The 25,117-nt window shown below is 60.0% G+C and carries 28 protein-coding genes; 11 read left to right on the forward strand and 17 right to left on the reverse strand.

Going from position 1 to position 25,117, the window contains the following annotated elements; genetic code table 11:
• Nucleotides 1–41: 41 nt before the first annotated feature.
• Genes ybiB through QZQ97_RS10525 form a run of 3 tightly spaced genes read right to left on the reverse strand, consistent with a single transcriptional unit; the run spans nt 42 to nt 3,156 of the window.
• Nucleotides 42–1,001 (reverse strand): DNA-binding protein YbiB, encoded by a 960-nt coding sequence (ybiB, locus tag QZQ97_RS10515; protein WP_311993385.1) that lies wholly within the window; start codon nt 999–1,001, stop codon nt 42–44.
• Between the two features lie 40 nt (nt 1,002–1,041).
• Nucleotides 1,042–1,674, reverse strand: a complete 633-nt coding sequence (locus QZQ97_RS10520) for an FMN-binding negative transcriptional regulator (RefSeq protein ID WP_311993386.1) — start codon at nt 1,672–1,674, stop codon at nt 1,042–1,044.
• A gap of 60 nt (nt 1,675–1,734) precedes the next feature.
• Nucleotides 1,735–3,156: an MFS transporter gene (locus tag QZQ97_RS10525; RefSeq protein ID WP_311993387.1), complete on the reverse strand. Its 1,422-nt coding sequence runs from the start codon at nt 3,154–3,156 to the stop codon at nt 1,735–1,737.
• Between the two features lie 98 nt (nt 3,157–3,254).
• Here QZQ97_RS10525 and QZQ97_RS10530 point away from each other — a divergent pair, with 98 nt between their 5' ends.
• Complete coding sequence (locus QZQ97_RS10530; protein WP_311993388.1) at nt 3,255–4,091, forward strand: helix-turn-helix transcriptional regulator; 837 nt, start codon at nt 3,255–3,257, stop codon at nt 4,089–4,091.
• 2 nt (nt 4,092–4,093) lie between these two features.
• Here the strand turns inward: QZQ97_RS10530 and QZQ97_RS10535 are convergent, their stop codons facing one another.
• Both QZQ97_RS10535 and QZQ97_RS10540 read right to left on the reverse strand, forming a co-directional pair.
• Nucleotides 4,094–4,723, reverse strand: a complete 630-nt coding sequence (locus tag QZQ97_RS10535; protein ID WP_311993389.1) for a LysE family translocator — start codon at nt 4,721–4,723, stop codon at nt 4,094–4,096.
• A gap of 73 nt (nt 4,724–4,796) precedes the next feature.
• Complete coding sequence (locus QZQ97_RS10540) at nt 4,797–5,711, reverse strand: LysR family transcriptional regulator (protein WP_311993390.1); 915 nt, start codon at nt 5,709–5,711, stop codon at nt 4,797–4,799.
• 113 nt (nt 5,712–5,824) lie between these two features.
• Here QZQ97_RS10540 and QZQ97_RS10545 point away from each other — a divergent pair, with 113 nt between their 5' ends.
• The gene (locus QZQ97_RS10545; protein WP_311993391.1) at nt 5,825–7,177 is read left to right on the forward strand and encodes a DHA2 family efflux MFS transporter permease subunit; all 1,353 of its coding nucleotides are present in this window, start codon (nt 5,825–5,827) and stop codon (nt 7,175–7,177) included.
• Here QZQ97_RS10545 and QZQ97_RS10550 read toward each other — a convergent pair.
• Nucleotides 7,136–8,050: a DMT family transporter gene (locus tag QZQ97_RS10550; protein ID WP_311993392.1), complete on the reverse strand. Its 915-nt coding sequence runs from the start codon at nt 8,048–8,050 to the stop codon at nt 7,136–7,138. The genes QZQ97_RS10545 and QZQ97_RS10550 overlap by 42 nt on opposite strands.
• A gap of 136 nt (nt 8,051–8,186) precedes the next feature.
• On the opposite strand from QZQ97_RS10550, the gene QZQ97_RS10555 reads away from it, so the two are divergent.
• The gene (locus QZQ97_RS10555; protein WP_311993393.1) at nt 8,187–8,621 is read left to right on the forward strand and encodes an Lrp/AsnC family transcriptional regulator; all 435 of its coding nucleotides are present in this window, start codon (nt 8,187–8,189) and stop codon (nt 8,619–8,621) included.
• Here QZQ97_RS10555 and dinG read toward each other — a convergent pair whose 3' ends face one another.
• From dinG to QZQ97_RS10570, 3 genes are all read right to left on the reverse strand, one after another.
• The gene (gene dinG / locus QZQ97_RS10560; RefSeq protein ID WP_311993394.1) at nt 8,622–10,820 is read right to left on the reverse strand and encodes an ATP-dependent DNA helicase DinG; all 2,199 of its coding nucleotides are present in this window, start codon (nt 10,818–10,820) and stop codon (nt 8,622–8,624) included.
• A gap of 67 nt (nt 10,821–10,887) precedes the next feature.
• Nucleotides 10,888–11,280 carry a tautomerase family protein gene (locus QZQ97_RS10565; RefSeq protein WP_311993395.1) on the reverse strand — a complete coding sequence of 131 codons (393 nt, stop codon included), beginning with the start codon at nt 11,278–11,280 and terminating at the stop codon, nt 10,888–10,890.
• Between the two features lie 4 nt (nt 11,281–11,284).
• The gene (locus QZQ97_RS10570) at nt 11,285–11,602 is read right to left on the reverse strand and encodes a carboxymuconolactone decarboxylase family protein (RefSeq protein ID WP_311993911.1); all 318 of its coding nucleotides are present in this window, start codon (nt 11,600–11,602) and stop codon (nt 11,285–11,287) included.
• A gap of 392 nt (nt 11,603–11,994) precedes the next feature.
• Here QZQ97_RS10570 and ompC point away from each other — a divergent pair, with 392 nt between their 5' ends.
• From ompC to QZQ97_RS10585, 3 genes are all read left to right on the forward strand, one after another.
• Entirely contained in the window at nt 11,995–13,092 is a 1,098-nt protein-coding gene (gene ompC, locus QZQ97_RS10575; protein WP_311993396.1) for a porin OmpC, read from the forward strand.
• A 268-nt stretch (nt 13,093–13,360) separates the two neighbouring features.
• Nucleotides 13,361–14,209 (forward strand): GNAT family N-acetyltransferase, encoded by an 849-nt coding sequence (locus QZQ97_RS10580; protein ID WP_311993397.1) that lies wholly within the window; start codon nt 13,361–13,363, stop codon nt 14,207–14,209.
• A 36-nt stretch (nt 14,210–14,245) separates the two neighbouring features.
• Nucleotides 14,246–15,061: a 5'-nucleotidase, lipoprotein e(P4) family gene (locus QZQ97_RS10585; RefSeq protein ID WP_311993398.1), complete on the forward strand. Its 816-nt coding sequence runs from the start codon at nt 14,246–14,248 to the stop codon at nt 15,059–15,061.
• Nucleotides 15,062–15,308: 247 nt separating this feature from the next.
• Here QZQ97_RS10585 and QZQ97_RS10590 read toward each other — a convergent pair whose 3' ends face one another.
• The 6 genes from QZQ97_RS10590 to QZQ97_RS10615 form a co-directional block, all read right to left on the reverse strand.
• Nucleotides 15,309–15,827, reverse strand: coding sequence for a GNAT family N-acetyltransferase (locus QZQ97_RS10590; protein ID WP_311993399.1), 519 nt, complete (start codon nt 15,825–15,827; stop codon nt 15,309–15,311).
• 2 nt (nt 15,828–15,829) lie between these two features.
• Nucleotides 15,830–16,399 carry a helix-turn-helix domain-containing protein gene (locus QZQ97_RS10595; RefSeq protein WP_311993400.1) on the reverse strand — a complete coding sequence of 190 codons (570 nt, stop codon included), beginning with the start codon at nt 16,397–16,399 and terminating at the stop codon, nt 15,830–15,832.
• Nucleotides 16,400–16,468: 69 nt separating this feature from the next.
• Nucleotides 16,469–16,780 carry an AzlD domain-containing protein gene (locus QZQ97_RS10600; RefSeq protein WP_311993401.1) on the reverse strand — a complete coding sequence of 104 codons (312 nt, stop codon included), beginning with the start codon at nt 16,778–16,780 and terminating at the stop codon, nt 16,469–16,471.
• Nucleotides 16,777–17,487 carry an AzlC family ABC transporter permease gene (locus tag QZQ97_RS10605; protein ID WP_311993402.1) on the reverse strand — a complete coding sequence of 237 codons (711 nt, stop codon included), beginning with the start codon at nt 17,485–17,487 and terminating at the stop codon, nt 16,777–16,779. The genes QZQ97_RS10600 and QZQ97_RS10605 overlap by 4 nt, the downstream gene beginning before the upstream one ends.
• Nucleotides 17,488–17,557: 70 nt before the next feature.
• Nucleotides 17,558–18,403 (reverse strand): AraC family transcriptional regulator, encoded by an 846-nt coding sequence (locus tag QZQ97_RS10610; protein ID WP_311993403.1) that lies wholly within the window; start codon nt 18,401–18,403, stop codon nt 17,558–17,560.
• A 33-nt stretch (nt 18,404–18,436) separates the two neighbouring features.
• Nucleotides 18,437–19,888 (reverse strand): MFS transporter, encoded by a 1,452-nt coding sequence (locus QZQ97_RS10615; RefSeq protein ID WP_311993404.1) that lies wholly within the window; start codon nt 19,886–19,888, stop codon nt 18,437–18,439.
• A gap of 104 nt (nt 19,889–19,992) precedes the next feature.
• Between QZQ97_RS10615 and QZQ97_RS10620 the strand changes: the two genes are divergently transcribed.
• The 4 genes from QZQ97_RS10620 (at nt 19,993) to QZQ97_RS10635 (ending at nt 22,543) form a co-directional block, all read left to right on the forward strand.
• On the forward strand, nt 19,993–20,646 hold the full coding sequence (locus QZQ97_RS10620) for a helix-turn-helix transcriptional regulator (RefSeq protein WP_311993405.1): 654 nt from the start codon (nt 19,993–19,995) through the stop codon (nt 20,644–20,646).
• A gap of 34 nt (nt 20,647–20,680) precedes the next feature.
• Entirely contained in the window at nt 20,681–21,172 is a 492-nt protein-coding gene (locus tag QZQ97_RS10625; protein WP_311993406.1) for a DUF2878 domain-containing protein, read from the forward strand.
• 136 nt (nt 21,173–21,308) lie between these two features.
• Nucleotides 21,309–22,220, forward strand: a complete 912-nt coding sequence (yedA, locus tag QZQ97_RS10630) for a drug/metabolite exporter YedA (protein WP_311993407.1) — start codon at nt 21,309–21,311, stop codon at nt 22,218–22,220.
• A gap of 146 nt (nt 22,221–22,366) precedes the next feature.
• Nucleotides 22,367–22,543, forward strand: a complete 177-nt coding sequence (locus tag QZQ97_RS10635) for a hypothetical protein (protein WP_311993408.1) — start codon at nt 22,367–22,369, stop codon at nt 22,541–22,543.
• Here the strand turns inward: QZQ97_RS10635 and QZQ97_RS10640 are convergent.
• Nucleotides 22,531–23,442 (reverse strand): LysR family transcriptional regulator, encoded by a 912-nt coding sequence (locus QZQ97_RS10640; protein ID WP_311993409.1) that lies wholly within the window; start codon nt 23,440–23,442, stop codon nt 22,531–22,533. The genes QZQ97_RS10635 and QZQ97_RS10640 overlap by 13 nt on opposite strands.
• Before the next feature lie 128 nt (nt 23,443–23,570).
• On the opposite strand from QZQ97_RS10640, the gene QZQ97_RS10645 reads away from it, so the two are divergent.
• Nucleotides 23,571–24,302: an SDR family oxidoreductase gene (locus tag QZQ97_RS10645; protein ID WP_311993410.1), complete on the forward strand. Its 732-nt coding sequence runs from the start codon at nt 23,571–23,573 to the stop codon at nt 24,300–24,302.
• Between the two features lie 28 nt (nt 24,303–24,330).
• Here QZQ97_RS10645 and QZQ97_RS10650 read toward each other — a convergent pair whose 3' ends face one another.
• Nucleotides 24,331–25,113, reverse strand: coding sequence for a phosphate/phosphite/phosphonate ABC transporter substrate-binding protein (locus QZQ97_RS10650; protein ID WP_311993411.1), 783 nt, complete (start codon nt 25,111–25,113; stop codon nt 24,331–24,333).
• Nucleotides 25,114–25,117 lie beyond the last annotated feature (4 nt).

The raw sequence follows: 25,117 nt of genomic DNA on the forward strand, positions 1-25,117 counted from the left end.
TTTCGGCCAATATGCGTGATGTTCCAGTATAGCCAAGGGATTTACGCGCTGCGTAAACGCGCCAACCCTTGCTCCAGGCTGCTGACTTCACCGGCGGCCAGCAGACAGCAGGCAATCTGGCGCTGGATCGCCAGCGGAATAGCCACCTCCCCCGCCAGACAGCGTTCGGTCCAGCGCGCGGTGGTTTCGGCATCCTTCGCCACCGGCAGTTCTGGCGTCTCGTCCTGTGCCGGCCGCTCCAGCAGCACCTGCTGCTCGCCGTCGACGATGTAATGGATCTGCGGGCAGCGCTGCGGGTTGGCGTAGGCTTCCCCTTCGGTACCGTGCATCAGCAGCCCGCGGGCGCCAATCTGGCGAAAGAAGGATGCCACGCGGCCGACATATTCCGGGTGCGACACGCTGGCGATGCGCAGCACATCCTGCTCGGCAAAGGGCGTCGCCAGTTTGGCCAGCGTATGGGCGCTGTTACGCACCCCCATGCGCCAGCGCAGGCCAAGCTGCCTGTCCAGCGGGGCGGATAACGCATTGACCGGGATAAATACCGTTTCGCCGTTGTCCAGACGTTGCTGGGCATGGGCGGCATCTTGCGACCAGGGCAGGCCCAGCGCACGGAAGGTTTCCGCGCTGGTGACGCGGGTGCTGTCATCCAGCACGCCATGCACCACCACCGGCAGGCCGACGCGCGTCAGCAACAACGCCAGCAGCGGCGTCAGGTTAGCCTGTTTGCGCGCGCCGTTGTAACTGGGCAACACCACCGGCATCGGTCGCCCCTGCGGCGCCTGCAGGCGCATCACCTGCTGTTGCATCGCCTGGTAAAAGCCCAGCATTTCCTCTTCGGCTTCCCCTTTAATGCGCATGGCGATCAGAATGCCGCCCAACTCCAGTTCACCCACCTCGTCGGCCAGCATCTTCTGATAAAGCTGGAAGGCGGTTTCCCGGTCCAGATCGCGCGCGTGGTTCTTCCCACGGCCTATTTCTTTGATAATTTTGGTGTAATCCATCGCCTGTACGTCCCCTGATTCAGTCTGGGATTAGCATACCCTATCCACGCCGCCGCTCAACCTCATCCGCCAACCGCTGCTGGTCGGCGTTACCGGCGCGCAGGCCGGCGATCACGCCGTCGACATCATCAGGGCTACGGTTCTGGCTCATCTTCCATTTGCCCTCGCGCCGGGTCACGGCGATTTCGATACCGACAATGCCCTTGATCTGCGCGGCGATATAGTTCGCCGGGGCATCGTCAATCCCCCAGGGTTCAGGCTGCCGCCCTTCCTGCAACGCCGTTAACCCTGCCAGTTGCCGGCGCAACCAGCCCGCATCGTCGGTTACCGTCGGTACGCCATAGAGCTGCACCAGGCTGTAATTCCAGGTCGGCACCGCCTTGCCGGTCCGGCGTTTGGTTTCGTACCAGCCCGGCGAGATATAGCCATCAACGCCCTGAAACACCACCAGGCATTCCTGCACCGCCTGTAACAGTTCCCAATGGCGATTGGCACGTGACAGGTGCGCCCGCAGGCAGATGTTTCCCTGCTCGTCGGCATCAATCAAAAACGGCAACGGATCAGCCACCAGCCCTTGCTCGCCGTGGCTGATCAACATGCCCAGCGGGTTGGCGCGCACCAGCGCAATGTGGGCTTCCAGGTCATCTTCACGGAATGAGGCAGGTTGATACATGCGTTTGGCTCCTTTGACGGCGGGTAGAAGCCACCAGCAATAACACCCGCCGGCGGTTTGCTAAAGAGCCAGTTTACGCTGTTGTTGGATGATCCACCTCAGCAACACAAAGGCAACCCCCATCGCCGACAGGTTGTAAACCATAGCGCCGGCAAATGCCTGCCCATAGCGATCCGCTCCGCCGCCGGCAGCCAACAGCGGGACAAAAAATGCACCGCTGGCAGCAATACCCAGCGCGCCGCCCACCTGCTGCACGGTGGAAATCACCCCGGCGGCCATGCCCGCCTGCTGCTCCTTTGCCAACCCGAGCACCAGGTTAAGCAACGGCGTCATGCTCAATGCCTGGCCAAATCCCAGGATCACCAACCCCGGCAGCAGGCGGAGCGGATTCGCCAGCGCCGCCCCCCACAGCACCTGCGCCACCAACAGCGTCATCCCGGCGGCGTAGACTGCCACGCCACCGGCCAAAACGCCGTTACCCCAGCGCTGCGCCAGCTTTGGCGCAAGAAACGAGGCCAGCATAAAGGCCGCGCTGGCAGGCGCGAATAGGCTGCCCGCCTGAAACGGCGTCAGGCCAATCCCCGCCTGCAACAACAGCGCAAAACACAGGAAGAACGAGGAGGCGGTAGAGTAAATGGCCAACACCACCGCGACCCCGGGGCCAAAGCTTCCCTGCCGGAACAGCGCAGGATCGAGCACCGCATCTCCGGTATGCAGCGCCAACCGGCGTTCCCAACGCACAAAAACCCAGAGTACCGACACCGCCATTGCCAGCGCGGGCCACACCCACCAGGGCCAGCCGCGCGACGGCCCTTCCAGCAACGGCACTAACAGCAACAACAACCCCGCAGCGGCCAGCAGCAGGCCAACGCCATCCAGCCGCTGCGCCTGCTCGAGGCGCGATTCGGGGATACGCCGCGCCGCCAGCAAAGCCAGCGCGCCAATCGGCAGGTTGATCAGAAAAATCATGCGCCAGCCGCTGCCGAAAATATCGGCCTCGATAATGAACCCGCCGAGGATCTGGCCGAAAATCGCCGCCAGCCCCAACGTCATGCCCAGCCAGGCAAAGGCGCGCCGCCGCTGTTGCGGGCCGTACAACACGCGCAACAGCGCATAGATCTGCGGAAACAGCAGCGCCGCTGCCGCCCCTTGCAGAAAACGCGCCGCAATCAGCATGCCGAGCGACGTAGCCATGCCGCACAGCGCCGAAGTCAGGGTGAACCCCAACATGCCGAGACTGAACAGGCGACGGCGGCCAAAGCGATCGCCCAAACGCCCGCCGGCGATCAACAACACGCCGAAAGCCAGCTCATAGCCGGCGATAATCAGCCCCACGCCGGCAAAATCGGCGGCAAACTGCTGCTGGACAACCGGTGCCGCCACGTTCACGACAAACAGGTCGAACACCGTCACGAATCCGCCCAACAGCAACACCGGCAACCCCGGCAAGCCCCGATCGCCGCAAGATAATGACTGTTCCATAACACCTCCCGAGATTACGATGGCGGCAGTATGGAACATGTCTTAAACTGTTACTATATAGCCATTTATACTATTACTGAGAACAACAGGACAGCCGTATGCCGCCACGCACCCTCAACCGAACCCGTCAGGACCTGGCGGACTTTCTGCGTCAGAAGCGCGAGAAACTGTCGCCGCAGGCGGTCGGCTTGCCGAGCGGTAACCGACGCCGTACGCCAGGGCTGCGGCGCGAAGAGGTTGCGGCGCTGGCGGGCGTGGGCCTCACCTGGTACACCTGGCTGGAACAAGGACGGGAAATCAACGTCTCGGTGGATTTTCTGGAGAATCTGGCGCGGGTGTTAAAGCTGGATGCGACCGGGCGTTACCATCTGTTTTTGCTGGCGCATCAGCGCCCGCCGGTGCCGGTCGGCCATCAGTGGTGCCAGGTTTCACCGCTGGTACGCCGTCTGCTGGATGACCTGCAGTTGCGCCCGGCTTACGTGATGAACCTGAGTTGGGACATCATCGCCTGGAATCCGGCGGCGGAAAGGTTGTTCGCCATCGGCGATCGCCCCGCGGAACAGCGAAACATGCTGTGGATGCTGTTCGCCGATCCGCAGCTCAACCAGCGGCTGGTGGAATGGCAGGCACAGGCGCCGCAAATCCTCGCCAGCTTTCGCCGCGACTATGCCCGCGCGCCAGATGACGCCACCATGCAGCAACGGATACAGGCGCTGGAACAGGTATCACCGCAGTTCCGCCAGCTGTGGCAACAGCATGACATTCACGGCCGTTGCCAGGGGCAACGCACCTTCAGCGTGCCGGGTGCCGGTCAGGTAACCTTTGAGCACGCGTCGTTTATCGTCGATGAGGAAAATCATTTGCGGCTGGTGATGTACAGCGCGCTGGCGCAATGCCCGGCCAGCGCGGCGTTCGAGGCGTTATTGCAGACGTGAGGCTATTTGCGGCTGTCAAAAATCAGCTTGCAGGCCAACCCGGCGAACACGCCGCTGAGCAGGTAGTTCGGCCAACGCGCGCTGAAGCGGCGGCCGACAAAACGGCTTTTCATGTTGCTGACCGCCAGGATCACCCCGCCGTTAATCAGCAGACCCACCAGATTCAGTACCGTCGCCAGCAGCAGCATCTGTACCACCACCGAACCGGCATGCGGATCGAGAAACTGCGGGAACAGCGCCAGAACGAACAGCGCCATTTTCGGATTGAGCAGGTTGGTGAACAGCCCCTGGCGGAATATGCGCACTGTCGGCACAGCCGCTAATCCGGCAGATGCCTGCAGGCTGCTGCCCGATCGCAGCGTTTTCCACGCCAGATACAACAAATATGCCGCCCCCAACATTCTCACCGCATCATAGGCCAGCGGCACCGCGACGAACAGCTGCGACAGGCCCAACGCCGCCGCCAAAGCGTGGCAATAGGTGCCGAGCTGGATCCCCGCCAGTGAAGCGAAACCGGCGCGGCGCCCCTGGCTAACGCTGCGTGAAGTGATAAGCAGCATATCCGGGCCCGGGGTGAGCGTTAGCGCCAGACAGGCACCGGAAAACAATAAAAGCGTGGAAGCATCAACCATAAATCACCTGAGCAGAGCGTGGCGGGAGCGAAGCTTTATCATAACCACGCCATCGACTTTTACCAGCGCCAAATCATTGCCACGGTGCTTTGGGCATAAAGGCCGCCAACAGAGCGTCGATCGCCACCCGCACCCGTAGCGGCATCGCGGTCCCCTTCAGCCAGACGACGTTAATCGCCAGCCCCGGCCCACAGCTGCCTGGCAGGATTTCCCGCAGCGTTCCCACCGTCAGCGCGTCGTGCGCCAGCCAGCGCGGCAACATGGCAATGCCGTGCCCGGCGCAGGCGGCACCCAGCACCGCCTCCATATTCCCCAACCGCAGGCGGGCCGGCGGTTGCAGCCGCTGAGTTTTCCCCTGCGGGTCCAGCAATTGCCAAGGCTGGCTACGCCCGTCACGCAGCATGCCGATCGCCTGATGCTGCAACAGCTCAGCCACGGCACCAGGCTCCCCCTGCCGCGCCAGATAGGCCGGTGCGGCGCAAAGTATCTGCTTCTGCTCCCCCAACAGGCGCGCAGTGATGGCCGCCGCATCGCCGGGGGCGCCGATGCGCACGGCCAGATCGATGCCCTCTTCCGCCAGATCTGACGCCCGATTGGAAAACAGCGCTTCGAGGTGCAACTGCGGGTAGCGGTCCGTCAGCGCCAACAGCGGCGGCAACACCCATTTTTGGCCGAACAGCACCGGCAGCGATACCCGCAACCGTCCTTCCGGCGTACGGGCGCGGGCGGCCAGTTGGCTTTCCGCCGCTTCCAGCGCCGCCAGCGCTTTAAGGCAGTCGTCATAAAACAGCTGCCCTTCATCAGTCAGCGACAAACTGCGCGTGGTGCGCTGAAACAATCGCACCTGCAACCGTTGCTCCAACCGCGCTACCGCTTTACCCACGGTTGAGCGGGAAAGCCCGAGCTGTTCCGCCGCGCGGCTAAAACCGCCGGCCTGAACCGCCTGCACAAAGGCGCGGATCGCATGTAACCGTTCGCTGGAGATCATGATGGCTGCCCTATTGGCGATATTAATTCGCTTATTAAACGATGAAACACCGCCACTGGCTACTCCTTACGCTAAGTACACTGAACGCACTATTTTCAGTCGAGGAAAAAACCATGAGCGAACGCAGCGAAGCCCTGACGGAAGCCGGCTCACCCGGCCTGTGGCGATTGCTGATCGGCATCAGCATCGCCAGCTTTTTGGGTTGCATCGATTTCACCATCGTCAATACCACTATCCCGGCCATTCAGCGCGAGCTGGCGGCCAGCCTGAGCGGCATACAATGGGTGATGGCGCTATTCGTGATGGCGCTATGCGCCTTTATGGTCAGCGCAGGGCGGCTGGCAGACTTGTACGGGCGCCGTCGAGTTCTGTACAGCGGGATGCTGGTGTTCGCCGGTGCGTCGCTGGGCGCCGGGCTGGCGGGCAGCATTGAGCTGCTCAATGTCTGGCGCTTTGTGCAAGGCGCGGCCTGCGCGGTGTTGTATACCGCCACCACGGCCATCGTCGCCGATGCCTGGCCGCAGCAGCAGCGCGGTCGTGCCATCGGTATTTTACTGGCGGTGAACGGACTGGGCCTGGCGATCGGCCCGGTTGCCGGTGGCCTGTTGGTCGGCTCGCTGGGCTGGCGCTGGGTGTTTCTGTTGAACGTGCCGCTGATCGCGCTGAGTTTCGCGTTCTGTCTGGGAACGGTGCGGGAGTCACGCGCGCAACAAGGCGCACGGTTGGATATTCCCGGTCTGCTGCTGTTGGTCGTCGGCGTCGCCGGGCTGTTGCTGGCCATCAGCCAGGGCGGCCAGTGGGGTTGGCTGAATGCCAAGACCCTGCTGACAGCCGCATTGGCGGTGGCCGCACTGGGCCTGTTGTTGCCGGTCGAGCGCCGGGCGCATTCACCGCTGGTGCCGCTGGAATTGCTGCGAAGCCCAGCCTTACTGCGCGTCTGCCTGCTGAGCGCGTTGCTGGCCTTTTTCTACTGCGCCGCCTTCTTCCTGATGCCGATCTATCTGGAAAGCACCCGCCACTACGGGGGCGTAATGCTGGGTTTATTGCTGTTACCCACCACCGCAGTGATGGCGCTTATCTCACCCTGGGTGGGTCGATGGGTGGATAAATCCGGTCCACGGCCGGCGTTGATCCTCGGTTTTGCGGCGCTGGCCGCCTCCGCCGCGCTGCAAAGTCTGTTTACCGCCGCCAGCCCGTTGCCGCTGCTCCTCGGGGCCTTCGCTCTGATGGGGCTGGGTTGGGGTTGCATTCTCGGCCCGCTGGTGATGGCGACGCTCGGCACCGTCAGCGAAGCGCAAAGCGGCGGCGCGCTGGGCATCACCTGGACGCTGCACAACCTGGGCGGTGCGGTGGGTCTGGCACTGGCTGCGTTGATTTACCCGGCCTACGGCTACCGGGCGGTGATGCTGTTATTACTGACGTTGTCACTGTTCGGATGCCTGCTTGCCGCCTGGCGTAGCCGCTAATTTCACCTTGCGCTCTCCCAGCAGGTTCATGCCCGCTGCCGCCAACAGGATAATGGCGGCGCCGGCAAACTGCAGCGCGACCAGCCGATGCCCGAACGCCAACCGGTCCACCAGCATGGCGGCGATCGGATAAATAAACGACAGCGATCCGATCAGGTTGGTCGGCAATTTTTGGATCGCGCCGTACAGCAGCACGTACATCAACCCGGTATGCAGCACGCCAAGCGTGGCCAGCATGCCCCATTGCCCGGCAGTCGCAGGCACGTGGAAATCCACCAGCGGCAACAGCATCACCACGCCGACCGTCACCTGAATCAGCGCGATCAGATGCGGCGGCGTGCCTTTCAGCCGTTTGGCCGCCAGTGCCATCAGCGCATAGAAAAACGCCGCACCGAGCGACAGCAGAATGCCCAGCAGGTAGTTGCTCTGGTCGCCCGCCTGCTTCGGCTGCGCCAGCACCACCAGCATCATGCCGACGAATGCCAACGCCAGCCACAGCAGCTTGCGGGCAGTCAGCTTTTCGCCAAGGAACAGCGCACCCAGCGCCACCAGCATAAACGGCTGGGTATTGTATACCGCGGTGGCAATGGATATAGACGCATAAGAGTAGGCGGCAAACAGCAACAGCCAGTTGATCACCAGCGCCACGCCGCCGGCAATCGCCAGCAACAAAGTGGCGCGCGTCAGGCAATCGCGCCGCAGCTGACCCAGCGCCCCGCAGATAGCCAACAGCACCAGTGCGCCCACCGCACAGCGCCAGAACACCACATTAATCACCGGCTGGCCGGACATCAGTACAAACCAGCCAATGGTGCCGGAAATCAGCATCGCGGCGATCATCTCCAGCGAACCGCGCTTTATCTCTGCGTTCATGGTTACTTCCTCAGGTTAAGCTTATGCTCTTAGCTTGAGGTTTTTCCGCACAGGTTTCCATCGCATAAAAAAGGCCAATATGCTTAACTGCCTTTTTATCGAAGGCGTAATAAACAAAATACCTAATGGAGAGCTTATGGATGATATAGATCGCCAGATCCTGACCATTCTGGCGGAGGACGCGCGAGCGTCGCTGAAAACCCTGAGCGCCAGGGCCGGGCTGTCGTCGCCCAGCACCTCAGAGCGGCTGCGGCGGCTGGAGGAAAGCGGCGTGATCCAGGGCTACACCCTGAACGTCAATCTGCAGGCGTTGGGTTACGCTTTTCAGTCGCTGGTGCGCATCAAGCCGCTGCCGGGCATGCTGAAGAAGGTCGAGCAGATGATTCAGGAGATCCCCGAAGTGATTGAGTGCGACAAGGTGACCGGCGAGGACTGCTTTATCGTGCGCCTGGTGGCGCATTCGATGGAGCAGCTCGACCACATCCTCGACCGGCTGGCCGAGCGTGCGCAAAGCAACACCTCCATCGTCAAAACCACGCCGGTGAAGCGCCGCTTGCCGCCGCTGCTTTGATTAACGGGTGCGTCGGCGGGTAAAGGGGTTCTTGCGCTTTTTGTCTTTCTTCTCCGCTTCGGCGGCAGACTTGAGCGCGGCCTTGTGGGCCTTGTCCGCTTCCGGTACCTCGCGCTGCTCGATCGGAAACACCGGTAACGCCGCCAGCAGCCGCGACCCGTAGCTTTTGGTCAGCAGACGGCGATCGTAAATCACGATCTCCCCATGACACTCGTTGCTGCGAATCAACCGACCAACCTGTTGGATCAGGTTGAATGACGCGCTGGGCAGGCTCTGCACTTCAAACGGATAACGTTTGAGCGATTTTAACCACTCGCCCTCGGTGAGGATCACCGGGCTGTCTATCGGCGGGAACGAGATTTTGTGAATATGCACCTGGGTCAGCAGTTCACCTTTCAGATCCAGCCCTTCGGCAAACGACTGCAGGCCAATCAACACGCTGGCCGTGCCCTTTTCAACCCGTTTGCGGTGTTCCTCCACCAGCCGGTAGCGCGGCTGATCCCCCTGCACCAGCAACATCAGGCGCAGATCGGTGACGTAGCTGAGGAAGGTTTGCATCGCCCGGTGGCTGCTGAACAGGATCAGCATGCCCTTGTGTTTGCCGCTGGCCTGCTCGGCGCGGAAGAAACGCGCCATTTCTTCCAGATGTTCCGCTTCGTTGGCTATCGCCGGTTCAAAGCGCATGTTCGGAATGACAATTTTGCCCTGTTCAACGTGATTGAACGGTGAGGACAGGGTTTCGAAGCGGTCACCGGCCTTTTCGCTCAGCCCGCTCATTTCCTGCAGGCGTGCAAAGCTGTTTAGCGAACGCAGCGTCGCCGAGGTGATCACCACGTGCGGCACCTTGCGCCACAGCAACTTTTCCAGCTGATCGCTGACGCGAATGCCAACGCAGTGCAGATACAGGTGCGTCACGTTATCGCGCAGGTCGCGCGTGACCCATTTGGAGATCGGCGCGTTGGAGGATTTATCCAGCGCCGCCAGCCGCCACAGTTTGCTCATCGCCTCCAGATAGCCCAGCGTGCGGCTCATCTGAATGATCGAACGGTGCAGGCGCACGATATCGTGCTTGCCGGTCTGTTCGGTGAGATCGTTCAAGATGAACTCCGCCACCCCGCGCAAGGCGTCGGTCAGCTTAAACAACCTTGCACTGGTCTCCACCATCTCCGCCGGCAGTTCGCCCATTTCAAACCGGTGTTCGGCGGGAGCGCTGTCGGTAGGCAGATAGGCGCTGACCTGATGTTCGAAGATCTGGATCAGCTCACGCAACTCTTCGCAGTGATTTTTCAATCTTTCGTCATTTGCCAGCCCCGGCGGGTTTTTCGGCCGGTATTGCGTCATGCACTGTTCGACGTGGCGCACGATCATATCCAATTGCAGGTTGGTCGACAGCGCGGTGATTTCGCCGTCAATCTCCAGCGCGTCGCGCGCCACCTCCGGTAAATGATGGCCTTCGTCCAGCACCAGCAACAGCTCTTTCGGGTTCGGCAGCACCGATTCGGTTTCCAGCGCCGCCATCACCAACGCATGGTTGGCCACCACCACGTCGGCGGTTTCAATCTCTTTGCGGGCGATATAAAACGGGCATTCGCGGATGTAATGGCAGTTGCGCCCCAGGCAGTTGGCTTTGTCGGTGCTCAGTTTGCCCCACAGCGGATCGTCGATCGACAGCTGATAGTGGTCGCGCAGCCCGTCCCACTCATGGCGGCTGAGCGCCTTGGTCAACTTTTGGCACAGCGCCTGCTCTTCGCCGCTGGACGGTGCCAGTTCGTCATCGAGGAACAGCGTGAGGTCACCCTGCTCGCTGACGTCGGTGCTCAGCGCCGCCAGATTGCGCGGGCAAACGTAGCGGCCCCGGCCAAAGGCACCGGTGAATTTCAGATCGGGGATGATCTTTTTCAGCAACGGCAAGTCTTTGCTGTAGATCTGATCCTGCAACGCCACGTTGGCGGTACTGACCACCAACGGCTTGCTCTCCGCACGGCCGACGGCGATCCCCGGGATCAAATACGACAGCGTTTTACCGACGCCGGTCGGCGCCTCAATCGCCAGGTGGCGCGGGTAATCGCCGGCCAGCGTCTTGGCGACTTCGGCGATCATCTGCCGTTGCGGCGCACGGGAAATAAAATCCGGTATTTGTTGCTGCAGGGCTTTGTACCACTGGCCAATCTGATCTTTTACTGCGGGGGAGAGCGCCATTCAACTCTATATCTAAACGAAATGATGGCGCTATTGTCCCACAGACCGCCGGCCGAGTCAGCCCGAGTTATGGCTGGTTTTCAATCATTGAGGCACGGCCCGCACTGAACGACCACTCATCCAGTTGAGTGGTGGTGATGACGATCATCACATCCTCCGGACGCAGTTGCAGGTTCTCCCCCAGCAGCGCCGCCAAACGTTGATAAAAACGCTGTTTGGTGGCGGTATCGCGCGGGCGGCCGATGGTGATGTAAAACAGCACATAATCCGCCGAGCGCGGCCCGCCGAGGTAATCGCGATCGTAAATCAACTCGCCGGGGCGGTATTGATCGATGGCCTGAAACTTGTCGGCCGGCGGTACGCTGAAGGTGTCGACCAGCGCCTGATGCAGGCTGTCGGACAGGGTTTGCAGATATTCCGCTGATTTTCCCTGATGCAAGGCAATGCGGCTGAAAGGCATGGGACTACTCCTGTTTCAATTCACGCAGGCGCGCCACGGCGCTGGCCGCCGCCGGCCAGCCGGCATAGAACGCCAGATGAGTGATCAATTCGGCAAGCTGCTCGCGGCTCACGCCGTTGCGCTGCGCCAGTTGCAAGTGAAACGGCAATTGTTCTACGCGGTTCAGCGCCACCAGCGCGGCGACGGTAATCAGGCTGCGTTCGCGCGGGCCAAGCTCCGGCCGCTGCCACACGTCGTCGAACAATACGCTGTCGCTGAGCTGCGCCAGCTTGGGGGCAATATCGCCGAACGCCTGTTGGCCGGCCTGTTGGGAAGGTTGCATCATATTCTCCTGCTGTTTAACGGATAGCCTTAAGCTACTCGCCGTCATGGCAGGTGAAAATCGGGATTTTTGGCAGTCTTAATCCACAAAATCAGAACCGTTGGATCATTGAACGGCGCTCGGAACTGCGCGGTGCATAAATCTCGCGCATGATTCTTCCGGAAACCTGGAGAGAGATTGTTAGCGGTAAATTGGCCGCAGACACCTGTCCGTTGAAGAAATTCACTCTTTATGCAACTTTTTTAATCGTTCGATATGGAAATGAATATTTTGTCATAAATAGATCACATAACTGAGGTAAAAAATCCTCGCCGCAAACAAAGAGGCGGCACAGTGAAACAGCAGTACAACTGATGATAAGCGTCTTTCAATCGAATAAAGCAGGGTAAATCATGAAACCTAATCTTCTGGCCGTTATTATTCCGGCACTTTTAATTGCGCAGACAGCACAGGCAGCAGAAATCTACAATAAAGACGGCAACAAGCTCGATTTTTACGGCCGCGTAAAAGCACTGCACTATTTCTCTGACGATACCGGTAATGATGGCGATAAAACCTACGTGCGTATCGGTTTTAAAGGCGCGACTCAAATTAACGATATGCTGACCGGCTACGGCCAGTGGGAATATCAGATTTCGGCTAACCATTCCGAATCAGACAGCGCGAAAGACACCAAGACCCGTCTGGGCTTCGCCGGTCTGAAATACAAAGATCTCGGCTCATTCGACTACGGCCGCAACTACGGCGTTATTTATGACGTGGGCGCCTGGACCGATATGCTGCCTGAGTTCGGCGACGACGCTTACGTCAAAACCGACAACTTTATGAACGGCCGTGCCAACGGCTTGGCAACCTACCGTAACAACGATTTCTTCGGCCTGGTCGACGGCCTGAAGTTCGCGGTACAGTATCAGGGCAAAAACGAAAACGATGGCCGCGCCAACAGCAAGGCGAACGGCGACGGTTGGGGTCTGTCTTCCAGCTACGAAATCATCGACGGTCTGAGCCTGGGCGGTGCCTATGCCTCTTCCAACCGTACTGCAGGCCAAAAGGCAGGCACCTTCGGTAAAGGCGATAAAGCCGATATCTGGGCCGGCGGTCTGAAATACGACAACAACAATGTTTACCTGGCCGCGACCTATTCGCAAAGCCGTAATATCGTGCCTATTTCCGGCACCGCGACCATCAATAACAACTCCACCTCCGTTAGCGGCTTTGCCAACAAGGCTGAAGGCGTGGAGTTGGTTGCGCAATATCTGTTCGACTTCGGCCTGCGCCCATCGCTGGGTTATGTTCAGTCGAAAGGTAAAAATATCGAAGGCGTCGGCGATGCCGATCTGGTGAAATATTTTGACGTTGGCGCTTACTATTATTTCAACAAGAACATGTCGACCTATATCGATTATAAAATCAACCAACTCGACGACAATAATAAGCTGGGCCTGAAAACCGACGACGTTGTCGCCGTCGCCCTGACTTACCAGTTCTGATGTGATGAATAACCACCACTGCAATCTTTAGCTTCGGCTACTTGAAAAGGTTTATTTCGCCGGGCGGCTGCGCCCGGCTTTTTTCATTTGCGCTTTCTGCCCCAGCCTCCCCCCCGACTCTCGCTCTGCATCCCGTAACCGCACGCAGAAACTTGCCTTGCAAAACAATCGGGTCTAGATGTAATACCCTATGGCTTTCACGTTGCAAACCACAAGCTTGCACCTGAAAGATGACGGCTATCGCCTCCCTTCCCCACAGGAATAAGCCATGCACGACGATGGACTGTTTGAGTATCAAAGCGCCCTGCGCTACAGCAGCGATCAATTGGCGCAGATCCTCTGCCACTGTTTCGAAAACTACATTGTGCGTTTTGTCATCGACGGCGCTACCTTCGCCAGCCGCTTTGGCGCCGAAGATCTTAGCCTGAACGACAGCATTATCGTCACCCACCGGCAACAGCCGGTAGCGCTGGCGCTGATCAGCCGCCGTGGCCTGCACAGCCGGGTGGCGGCGCTGTCCATCCGCCCGGAAATGCGCGGCAAAGGGCTGGGAAAAGCGCTGATGCAGCGTATCGTCGCCGACGCGCACAAGCGTGGCGATCGTCGGCTGTCGCTGGAAGTGATCGAAGGCAATGACGCCGCACTGGCACTCTACCATCAGGCTGGCCTGCGCATCGTCCGCACCCTGACCGGCCACCAGGCCGACGCACCGACAACCGCCGAAGTGGCAATGCTGCAAGAGATTGATCCATTGACCGTCTCGCACCGCCTGACGGCCGAAGGCGCCACCGATCAACCCTGGCTGATCGCGCCGGAATCCCTTTACAAGCTGCCCGGCAAACCGCACGCCTTTACCCTTGACCGCCAGGCCTATGCGGTGGTGCAGGTCGGGGCCGAGAAGTGCTTCCTGCGCATGATCTACGTGCCGCCGCAGCACCGTGGCAAAGGGCATGCCCGGGCGCTGCTGGCCGCGTTACAAGTGCAGTTTTCGCCGCTGCCGCTGGCGGCCAACGTTTACGTTCCCGAGGTAGCAGCGCCCTTCTTTGACCGGCTCGGCTGGCGGCAAGACGCATTACGCCAGTTCGAGATGGCGATGACGTTGAATACCGCACAATAACAACCCGTGAGTTATCCCTTTATGGCAGGAGAAAACATGCAGAAAATGACCCTTGGCGCGGCGATCGGCATTGCGCTATTGACGCTGACCGGCTGTGCGCAGCCGCCGAAAACCGATCTGCAGGCCCAGCAGCGGCTGGCGGACCAGTCGGTGCTGGCGCTGAACTGGTTCCAACAGTCCGGTGAATATCAGGCGTTGGCGCACCAGGCATTCAACAGCGGCAAACGCGCCTTCGATCAGGCCAAGGCCGCGCCGGGCAAGAAGAAGGCCGTGGTGGTCGATCTGGACGAAACCCTGCTGGACAATAGCCCGTATTCCGGCTGGCAGGCGCAGCAAGGCAAGCCGTTCGCCGCCGCCACCTGGGCGAAATGGTCACAAGCCGAACAGGCGGGGGCCGTGCCGGGCGCGGTGCAGTTTGCCCGTTACGTCAACAGCCACCAGGGTACGATGTTCTATGTCTCCAATCGTAAAGTGTCCGAATACGCCGCCACGGTCGCCAACATGCAGAAACTGGGCTTTACCGGCATGTCGGAAAAAACCGTGCTGCTCAGCAGCGACACGTCCAACAAGCAGGCACGCTTTGACGCCATCAAACAGGCGGGCTATGACATCGTGGTGTACGCCGGCGACAACCTGAACGACTTCGGCGCGGCGACCTATCACAAGGATAACGCGCAACGTCGGGCCTTCGTCAGCGATAATCAAAACAAGTTCGGCACCGAATTTATCGTGTTACCCAACCCGCTGTACGGTGACTGGGAAAACGGTATGGCCCGCGATTACAACAAGCTGACGCCGGAGCAGAAGCTGCAAATCCGCCAACAGGCCATCAAGGCCTGGAACGGGCAGTAATCGCCTACAAACGGAGTACTTTCCAGTACAGTCGCGCTCTGCGTATATCCTATGGATTTCAAGTTACAGCTAGGCGGCAAGCTCGTTCATCCCCAGGAGCTTACTCAAGTAAGTGACTGGGGTGACAAATCTGTCGGGAGCAGATTTGAACGCTGCTTGCAGCGGCTCCGAAGGAGCGTGGCCCATGGACGGGCCACGTTACCGGGTGCAGCCAACAACGCTGTAGCTTGAAAGACGACGGGTATACTTACAATAACTTATACATATAACTGGTGGCATCCAGCGTGCCGCCATTGCTGGCGCGCGCGTACTGCGGAATGCTTCCCGCCAGTTGAAACCCCAGTTGGCGATACATGCCCTCGGCCGTGTCGCCGGTCAGGGTGTCCAGCACCAATAAATGCCGCTGACGCTGAATCGCCCTTTGCTGAATTTGCAGCATCAACTCACGGGCGATGCCCTGGCGGCGAGCCTGCGGATGCACCATCAATTTCACTACCTCGGCACGGTGGCGGCCGTTGTCAGGCATGTCCAACAGCAGTTGCACCGTGCCGACCACTCGCCCCGCTTGCCGGGCGACCAGCAGGATCCTTTCTTCGCGCTCAATCGCCGGCAGCAGACGGTGCCAGAATGCCTGCGCCTGTTCCAACGTGAAAGGCATGACAAAACCAATGCTCGCGCCTTGCGATACGCTGGCATGCAGCATATCGGCCAGCTCAGGAAGGGCGTTTTGTACCTCGCCGGCGTTCAGTTGCTGTATCTCAATCATGATTAGGGCCTGCAGATAACAAGGGTGTAATGGGCCGGCACGGTGCCGGGCACAGCAAACTTAGAAGCGCCAAATAACCGGTAACGCAGACAGTCGCCCGGCTCAAGCTGGAAGGTGCGGTCCTCGAGCGTCAGCTCGAGCCGGCCTTCCAACAGCCAAAGATGGTGTTCGAGCGCATGTACCGAAGGCGCGTCATAGGCAATTTCTGCCCCGGCTTCAAGCCGGCCTTCGATAAACTCCGCCTTGAACAGCGCGGCGGGCGGCGATACCGAACGGCGGTGAAAGCCGCTGGCGCTGTCGACCCATACCGGTTGCTGATCGCGGCGCAGCAGCTCCGGCGGTTCATCCTCGACCTCGCTCAGCAGGCGTGACATGGTCAGCCCATATGCCGAGCACAGCTTGTTCAGCAGCGAAGCGGTCGGGCTGGTTTCCGCACGCTCTACCCGCGACAGCGTCGCCCGGCTGATGCCGGTTTGCTGGGCCAGTTCCTCCAGCGACCAACTCTGCCGCTGACGCAAATCAGACAGCCGCTGGGCCAAGCGGAGATCGGCGCTTTCCAATCCGTTATCCATTCTCTTGCTCCTGATGATAAATCCCATATAAGAGAAATAATCTCAAATAAGGGATTGGTCAACCGAATTTTAAAACAGCCCGCACAGGGCGATAAAAAACAGCATGCTCAGCAGCACCACCGCCAACATATTGCGCAAGAAAAACGCCAGTATCACCGCAAACAGCGCCCCCCACAGATAGGGATTATCCGGCACCGCGCGCAAGGTATCGCCGCTGAAAGCCAGGATCGGCCCGCAGATCGCCGTCAGCACCGCCGGTACGGAAAAACTCAACAAACGCCTGAAGCGTGGCGACAGCCGCACCGGCAGACTCGGTGCCAGAAAACAGTAACGATTGAAAAACACCACCAGGCCCATCAGCACTATCGTCAACCAAATCATGCGCGCCCCTTGCTGCACAGCATACCGGCGCCCATCGCCACGACGGTGGTGATAATCAATGCGCCCGGCACCTGAAAATAATGCAGCGCCACCGACAGCAGCAACGCGGTCAGAACACACGCCAGCACCGGCAGGCTACGGATCATCGGTACCACGATGGCGATAAAAGTGGCGGCAATGGAGAAATCCAGGCCATAACGGTCCAGATCCTCGACACTGCCGGCGGCCAGCACGCCCAACAGAGTGAAAAAAATCCAGCTCAGGTAAAAGGTCAACCCGGCCCCAAGCGCGTACCAGCGGTTAAAACGCGCCGGTGCCTGGTTGCCGGTGAGGGCAAACAACTCATCGGTCAACAGGAACCCCAACAGCAAACGCCAACGCAAAGGGAGCGGCGCTACGCTTTCCCGCAGCCGCAGGCCATACAGAAAATGTTGGGCGGTGACAAAAAAGGTCGAGACCAAAATGGCCAGCAACCCCGCACCGCCTTTGATCATGCCCATCGCCACCAGCTGCGAGGCGCCGGCAAAGACAATGGCCGACATGCCCAGCCCCTGTGCCGCCGTCAGGCCACTCTGGATGGCCATCGACCCCGCCAGGATACCCCAGGGCAACACCGCCAGACACAGCGGCAGGATCGCCGCCGCCCCTTGCAGCGTCGGGCGCAGCCGGGACACCGGCGGTTCGGTGAAGAGTGATAAGTGCGTCATGCTGTTCTCCTTCGTTTGAAGGCATAGCCTACAGCAGGATTCTTGCGGGGTATTGCACAGGATTGCGCGGCTATTTCAGCGATTTAACATAGTCGCCGGGCGTGATGCCCATCGATTTGCGGAAATGGCGGTGGAAATGGCTTTGATCGTGAAAACCGCTGCTCAGCGCACTGTCCAGCACGCCGTGGCCTGCCTTCAGCATTTGGCGCGCCTTGCGCAGCCGGGCCTGGATTTGGTAAGCATGCGGCGGCAAACCGGTGGCCAATTGAAACTGACGCAGCAGATAGTAGGGGCTGAGCCCCACCCGTTCCGCCAGCTCCAGCAACGAAATGTCTGCCTCGGGGAAGTCATCCAGAAAAGCCTTCACCTGCGTTACCTGGCTTTGCGCCTTACTCTGCGGCGCAGGTTCGATGCGGCTTTTACCGTGCCGCAGCATCAGCCAGGTGAGCGCAGAAAACACCATGGTTTCTTTCAGCAGACGGTTTTCATCGCTGCGCAGCAGACTGAACGCCAGCCGCAGTTGGCCGGCAACGCCGACGTCGTGAACCACCGGATGGGGGAAATAAGGCGTTGCTCCGGCGCCGTTTTTCAAGTCTCGCGAGAGAAACGTCAGCAGCTCCGGGGTGGGATACATCGCCTGATAGGACCAGCCGTCTTCGCTGGCGGCGCTGCCGGTATGAATATCGTCGGCGTTGACCAGAATGATGCTGCCCAGCGGCGCCACGTGCTCGCCGCCGGTCCGGTAAAAACGCTGGGCGCCGTCGTCGATCACCCCTACGCAGAAGCCTTCGTGGCTGTGGCGCGAGAAAGTCTGGCGGCGATAGGTAGCCTGCAGCACCCCCAACCCGCCGAGTTCGTCGACGTGCATAAAGCTGGCCTGCTCCCGGCGAAGGTTACGCCCTGCGCTTTCCACCATAATATCCACCTCCGCTGAATGAAGTTTATTCTATCATTCAGTGGACGGATGGTTTTGTACAAAATTGCCCGTCTCGTCGGCCGGCGGCGCGATGGCCGCACAGCGCCAGGCGCTGAACATCGCCAGCAATGGCGCCAGGGCAAACAACAGGAACAACCAGCGTGCGGCATTGGCCGCCCCCACCGCCCCGCCCGGCTCATTGAGCCCAGCCAGATTCGCGATCATCCCGGCCAGCGCCGCGCCAAAGGCGGTGGCAAACAGCTGCACCGTAGTGATGGATGCGCCGGCGATATCCTTATCCGCTTCGGGGGCAACCTGCAGGATACGCGTCAACAGATGCGGCCAACCGAAACCGATGCCGAATCCCACCAGCGTCAGCGCGATAACGATCGGCGTCAGCGCCAGCCAGTGGCCGCCGGAAGGGGTCGGCATCAAAATACCCAGCGCCAACAGCCCCACCAGCACGAACAGCGGCCCGCTGATGATCGCCCGGCGGATGCCCGCACTGCGCCAGCCGGAACTGAGGATCTCCGACAGCGTCCACCCCGCCGCCATGGTGGCCGCAATATAGCCGGAAATCAGCGGCGATTGACCATGCAGGGTTTGCAGGAAGTAAGGCACGAAGATTTCGCTGGTCATGCCTACTACCAGCAGGGAGACGGTGATATACAGCGAGGCCAGTTGGGAACCGCGACGCAGAGCGCCATGCGGCAACAGCCGTGCACGAGAGTGCGCCTCACGCTGTATCAGCCAGGCCATCAACAGCAGCGCCAGAGCAATGCCGCCCATATTGATCCACGCGCTGTCCGCCAGGCTACCGGCGGACACCACCAGCACCGCCGTCGCCAACAGCAGCAACTGAGCCGCCGGCAGCGGTGCCGCCTGTTGCTGTGGTTTACCCTTGGGCAGGATCAGGAAAGTGAAACCGGCGTACAGCACCATGATCGGCAGCAGGATGCCGAATGCCCAGCGCCAGGCATTCAGTTCGGCAAAGATCCCGCCCACCGCCGGCCCCACCAGCGTCGCAATGCCCCACATCGCCGACACCAATGCCATCGCGCGCGGCCACAGCTTTTGCTCAAAGACCAGATTGATCATGGCGTAGGACAACGCAAAAATCAGACCGCCGCCAAACCCCTGTACCGTTCGGCCGATCAGCATCACCGGCATCGACGGCGCCAGCGCGCACAGCATGGCTCCGGCGATAAAGAACAGCGACGCCACCAGATAGGCACTGCGTGCGCCATAACCGCTGAGCAACCGCGCGGATAACGCGGAGCCGAGAATGGACGCCACCACAAACAGCGTGGTGTTCCAGGCATAGAGATTCAGGCCGCCAATGTCCTGCACCACCGAGGGTAAAATGGTGGTGGCGACCAGAATATTGATGGCATGCAGCGCTACACCGAGTGAGAGCGCGATCGCACTGGCGCCATTTTTGCCGGAGAAAAGATCGCCCCAGCGGCTATCATCGTTAGTTATCACGGTCGTCGTCCTGTTTTCAGAGTAATGGCATTGAGTTGCGGGTGATATTGCGCTAAATTTAACAAGTGTTAACTTGGAATAATGGTAGGGTGAGGCGGAGAAATATGTCAAGAATAAACTTGGAAAATAGCGATAGCACCGCACAGTCGGTCAGTGACCGTTTGCTGACGCTATTGAAAACCCGCGGCCCACAACAGGCATCTGATGCAGGAAAAGTCCTCGGCACCACCGGTGAAGCTGCGCGCCAGCAGTTCGTCAAGCTGGCGAAAGAGGGATTGGTTGAAGCGGTAGCGGAAACGCGCGGCGTCGGCCGCCCGGTGCAGCTGTGGCACCTGACCGTCGCCGGCAATGCACGTTTTCCGGATACCCATTCCGAATTGACGGTGCAACTGCTGCGTACCGTGCGCGACAAACTGGGCGAACAGGCGATCGACTTGCTGATCGACACCCGTGAACAGGAAACGCGCATTAACTACAAACAGGCAATGATCGGCGCGATCGATTTGCAAGAGCGCGTCGCGCGTCTGACGGCCATCCGCACCCGCGAAGGCTACATGGCCGAATGGCGCGCCCAGGAAGACGGCTCGTTTCTGTTGGTGGAAAATCACTGCCCAATCTGCGCCGCCGCCACTGTCTGCCAGGGATTCTGCCGCGCTGAACTGAGTATTTTCACCGAAGTGTTGCAGGCGCAGGTTGAGCGTTCCGAGCATATCCTGGCCGGCGCGCGCCGTTGCGCTTATCGCATCTCGCTGCTGTAAGCAGGCACTCACCCATGCAATGGGCGAAACCGCAATGAAAACGCATGCCGGATTCTGGTTGGCGACGCTGGGGATTAACGCCGCTTGGCTACTGGCGATCCTGGGCCGCGATCGGGTCAATGCCGTACTGCTGGCCGGCGCCGTGCTGGCGCTCATCTTTACCCCGGCGCACCGGCGGCGATGGGCGCTGTTGGCCGCCCTGACAGGTATCCTGATGGACAGCCTGTGGAACTACGCCGGCGTGTTGCATTTCAGCGGCCACAGCCTGTTGCCGTTATGGATGATTGCCCTGTGGCTGGCCTTTGGCTGCTGGTGGTTTTGGCTGTTGGACCTGATAAAGGCCGCCCTCTGGCCGCTGGCAGTCCTGGGGTCCATCGCCGGGCCGCTGGCGGGCATTATCGGTTGGAAGTTGGGCGCAATACAGCCGGGCACCGCGCCGGAAATCATGCTGTTGCTGCTTTCTGTCGGTTGGGCCGCCTTTCTGCCCGCAGTGAGCTGGCCGCGTCTGAACAAGCCGGCCCCGTAACGGCGCAGAGTTACCTGCCATTCCTTTTTCACCGACCTTTTTCCATTAAAAAAGTGGTGAAAAGCGTTGCTTATCCTCCACCCGATCGGGTTTACTGAGTCCTCTAATAATAACCTTCCCTACAGAATAAAAACCCATGCTTAGCCAAAATAGTCGTAACGTCCTGCCGTTAATCGGGGCACTTTTCACGTTATATATTGTTTGGGGGTCAACCTACTTCGTTATTCGTCTGGGCGTAGAAAGCTGGCCGCCGTTGATGATGGCTGGTATCCGCTTTCTGGTCGCCGGGATCGTACTGTTCAGTTTCCTGGCGCTGCGCGGCCATGCCCTGCCAACGCCAAAACAGTGGCTGGCCGCCGGCACCATCGGCATTTTACTGTTGGCGGTGGGCAACGGCCTGGTGACCGTGGCGGAGCATCAGAACGTGCCTTCCGGCATTGCCGCGGTGATGGTGGCGACGGTACCGCTGTTTACCCTGTGTTTTAGCCTGCTGTGGGGCATGCGCAATACCAAACTGGAATGGGCGGGCATTGCGCTGGGCCTGGTGGGGATTGTGCTGCTGAATACCGGCAATAACCTGGTCGGCAACCCGACCGGTGCGCTGCTGATCCTGCTGGCTTCCGCCAGTTGGGCGTTTGGTTCGGTTCTGGGGTCTCGCATCTCACTCCCCGCCGGGCCGATGGCCGGTGCGGCGGAAATGCTGGTCGCCGGCGTGGTGTTGCTGGTAGTCAGCCAACTGAGCGGCGAGCGCCTCACCCAGATGCCCACCGCCAAAGGCTTCTTCGCGCTGGGTTACCTGATCGTCTTCGGCTCCATGCTGGCGATCAGCGCCTACATGTTTTTGCTGAAAAACGTGCGCCCGGCGGTGGCGACCAGCTATGCCTACGTCAACCCGGTGGTGGCGGTACTGCTTGGCATCGGCTTTGCCGGCGAGTCGCTGGCGCCACGTGAATGGGCCGCGCTGGTGATTATCGTCGCTGCGGTGGTGCTGGTGACGCTGGGAAAATACCTGTTCACCCGCCCGGCAAGCCGTATAAACAGAAAATAGTATGACTCGGGGCGAAGATATTCGCCCCTATGCCGCCGCCAACAAGGTGGTGGCTGGAAAGACCACGGGTATAAAAACGAGTCTTGTTTCACCCGACAAAGGGTCTATAATTCCCGCTGTTCCGAACAACCTGCGAAATTATTCCTATGCTGAAAAAAGCGTTTATCATCGTTATCGCCCTGGCCGCCTTTGGTTCACTGGGTGGCGTATTCCTGGCCGGGTTGAATATGTACACCCGTTCCACCACGCCACTCGAAGAGAGCACCTCGGCCAATGATGCCGCCGTCAACACGGCTCCGGCAGACGGCATTCAGGCCAAGTGATCCTCCATCCAGCCCTGACAACGCTGCTGTAAAAAGCGTTGCAACAGCCTGACGCGCTCCGATACCTGCGAACGGTGCGGGCACACCAGGCTGATGGGCACCGCATCGCTTTGCCATCCAGGCAATAGCTGCACCAATCGCCCTGCGTGAATATCCGCTACCACATCGATGGCCGATTTACGGACAATACCGTGCCCGGCCAGTGCCCAACGCCTCGCCACCTCTCCGTCGTCGGTAAAATAATGGCCGTTCAACGACACTTCAATGCACTCATCCCCACGCCACAAGCGCCATTCAGCCTGCCTGCGCCCGCTGGGCTGATAAATCAGAATGCTGTGTTGCGCCAGTTCTGCCGGCGTCTGCGGCACGCCATACCGCTGCAGGTAAGCCGGGCTGGCGCAGATTAAGCGCCGGTGCTGCGGCAAAATGGGCAATGCTACCAGCGAAGAATCCGCCAACTGGCCGAAGCGCAGCGCAATATCTACCGGCTCGCGGAACAGGTCGGCCTGGCGATCGTTAATCAGTAATTGCAGTTGAATATGCGGGTGCTGTAGCTTGAATTCGTCCAGCCAGCCCAACAGCAGGTTGCGGCCAAAATCGGACGGCGCAGAAATTTGCAGCACGCCGGAGAGCCCTTGATGTTTCTCGCGTATCGCCTGCTCCCCTTCTGCCAACGCGCCTAACGCCAGCCGGGCGCTGTCAAGATAACGCCGTCCCTCCTCCGTCAACCGCAGGCTGCGGGTGGAACGCACCAACAGCCGTACCCCCAACCGCTGCTCCAACCTTTTAATCGCAATGCTGGCCGCCGCCGGGGTGATATCCAGCGCGCGCGCCGCCTCTGAAAAACTGCCGCCGTCAACCGTACGAACGAACACGTCGAGATCGATAAAGGATGTCATGGGGATCCTGGCGCTACGCCTATTATTAAAAATAATTTACAAGTGTTTGCCATTTAGGCTGATTGTTCGCGGATTTTCAATGCCTGATGATAGATAACAACAACACTCATGGCAATCGAGGCGCTATCATGACCATCTCTTCTTCTCCCCTGAACCGGCAAAAGCTGGTGATCCTCGGCGGTAACAGCGGTATCGGCGCAGCGGTGGCTTACGCCGCCGTGGCAAGCGGTGCCAGCGTAGTGCTGGCCTCACGCCGCGCTGGATGCATGCAACACTATCAGCCCACCGCCGGCGGCAGCCTGCGAGCAATGCAGGCGGACGTCACCGACGAAGGTTCGCTGCGTGCGCTGTTCGCCGAGGTCGGCGAGTTCGATCATCTGGTGTTCACCGCCGGGCCGCTCGTACAGACCAGGCTGCTGGCAGATACGGATTTCGACGAGGCGCAGGCCAATTTTGACGTCAAACTGTGGGGCGCCTTACGCGCCATACAGGCTGCGCTGCCTACCTTGTCACCGCAGGGTTCCATTACCCTGACCTCTGGCCAACTGTCGCGCAAATACCTCAGCGGGCAGTTGATTAAAACCGGCATCAATGCGGCGCTGGAGGCGATGGGCAAACAGTTGGCGAAAGAGCTGGCGCCGCGACGGGTCAACGTGGTCAGCCCCGGTGTTACCGTCACCGAAGCTTACGATGCCCTTGGCGCCGAACAGCGTCAGGCGATGTTCGCCAAAATCGGTGCCGGGCTGCCGGTCGGCCGCGTCGGCCAGGCGGCGGACGTGGCGGCTGGGTATCTGCTGGCGATGGAAAACGGCTTTATCACCGGCAGCGTGATTGATATCGACGGCGGTGGCCTGCTGTAAATTTGGCAAGCGCCGCCTGGGGAGCCGCCTACAACGCCGTCACCCCCAGTGCGGCGGCCTGTTGTTCCAGTGCGGTGATTTTTTGGTACGCTGAACGCGGGACCAGCGTGAAGTCGCCGATCAGCAAGCTGTCGCTCACCGCTTCCCCCACCATCGCCTTCGCCCCGGCGCGCAATATTTCCAGCTGTTCCGGCGGCGTATGCGCAGAGGTAATCAGCGGCAACCCCGGAACGACGGCCGTCCGGCCAATAATTTTCACCCCCGCCAGCGCCTGGGGTTGTGCCCGTTTGAGCAATTCCAGGCTGACGCAGTCGATGGCCGCAATGTCCGCTTCGCGGTTTTGGATCAGTTTGAGCGATTGGTAATGCGCGCCGGACGCGATAGCGGCGCGGAAGAATTTTCCGTCTTGCGCCAAAGGCGCGATCAGCGCGCGCAGGCTGTTATGGCCAGACTGCGAATCGGTGCTGTTATAGGCCGCTACCCGGCCGCGAAAATCCGCCAGGCTTTCGCCCGGCTCATCATCGCGCACCACCAACCAGCTACTGTACTCCGGCCCCTCGCAACCCTCGACGCGATAGTGATAAGTGCCGACCAGTTGTACCTGCGGCAGGCTGCTGACCAGCGGATAACCGCAGGTCTGGCTGAGCAGGATATCGTCCTGCCGCCAGTGCCGCGCCAAATCCTGCGGCCAATTCAGTTGCGACGGCAAATCCGTCAGTCCCAAATCTTGAAGTTTTTCGCGCAGCACCTGCCAAAAAGCCTCGGCCGGTTGATGCGTAACGCCGTACATCGGCAAAGATACCTGCTTCATGTCC

This window comes from Serratia sp. root2, assembly GCF_031931805.1.
Taxonomy (GTDB): Bacteria; Pseudomonadota; Gammaproteobacteria; order Enterobacterales; family Enterobacteriaceae; genus Serratia; species Serratia inhibens.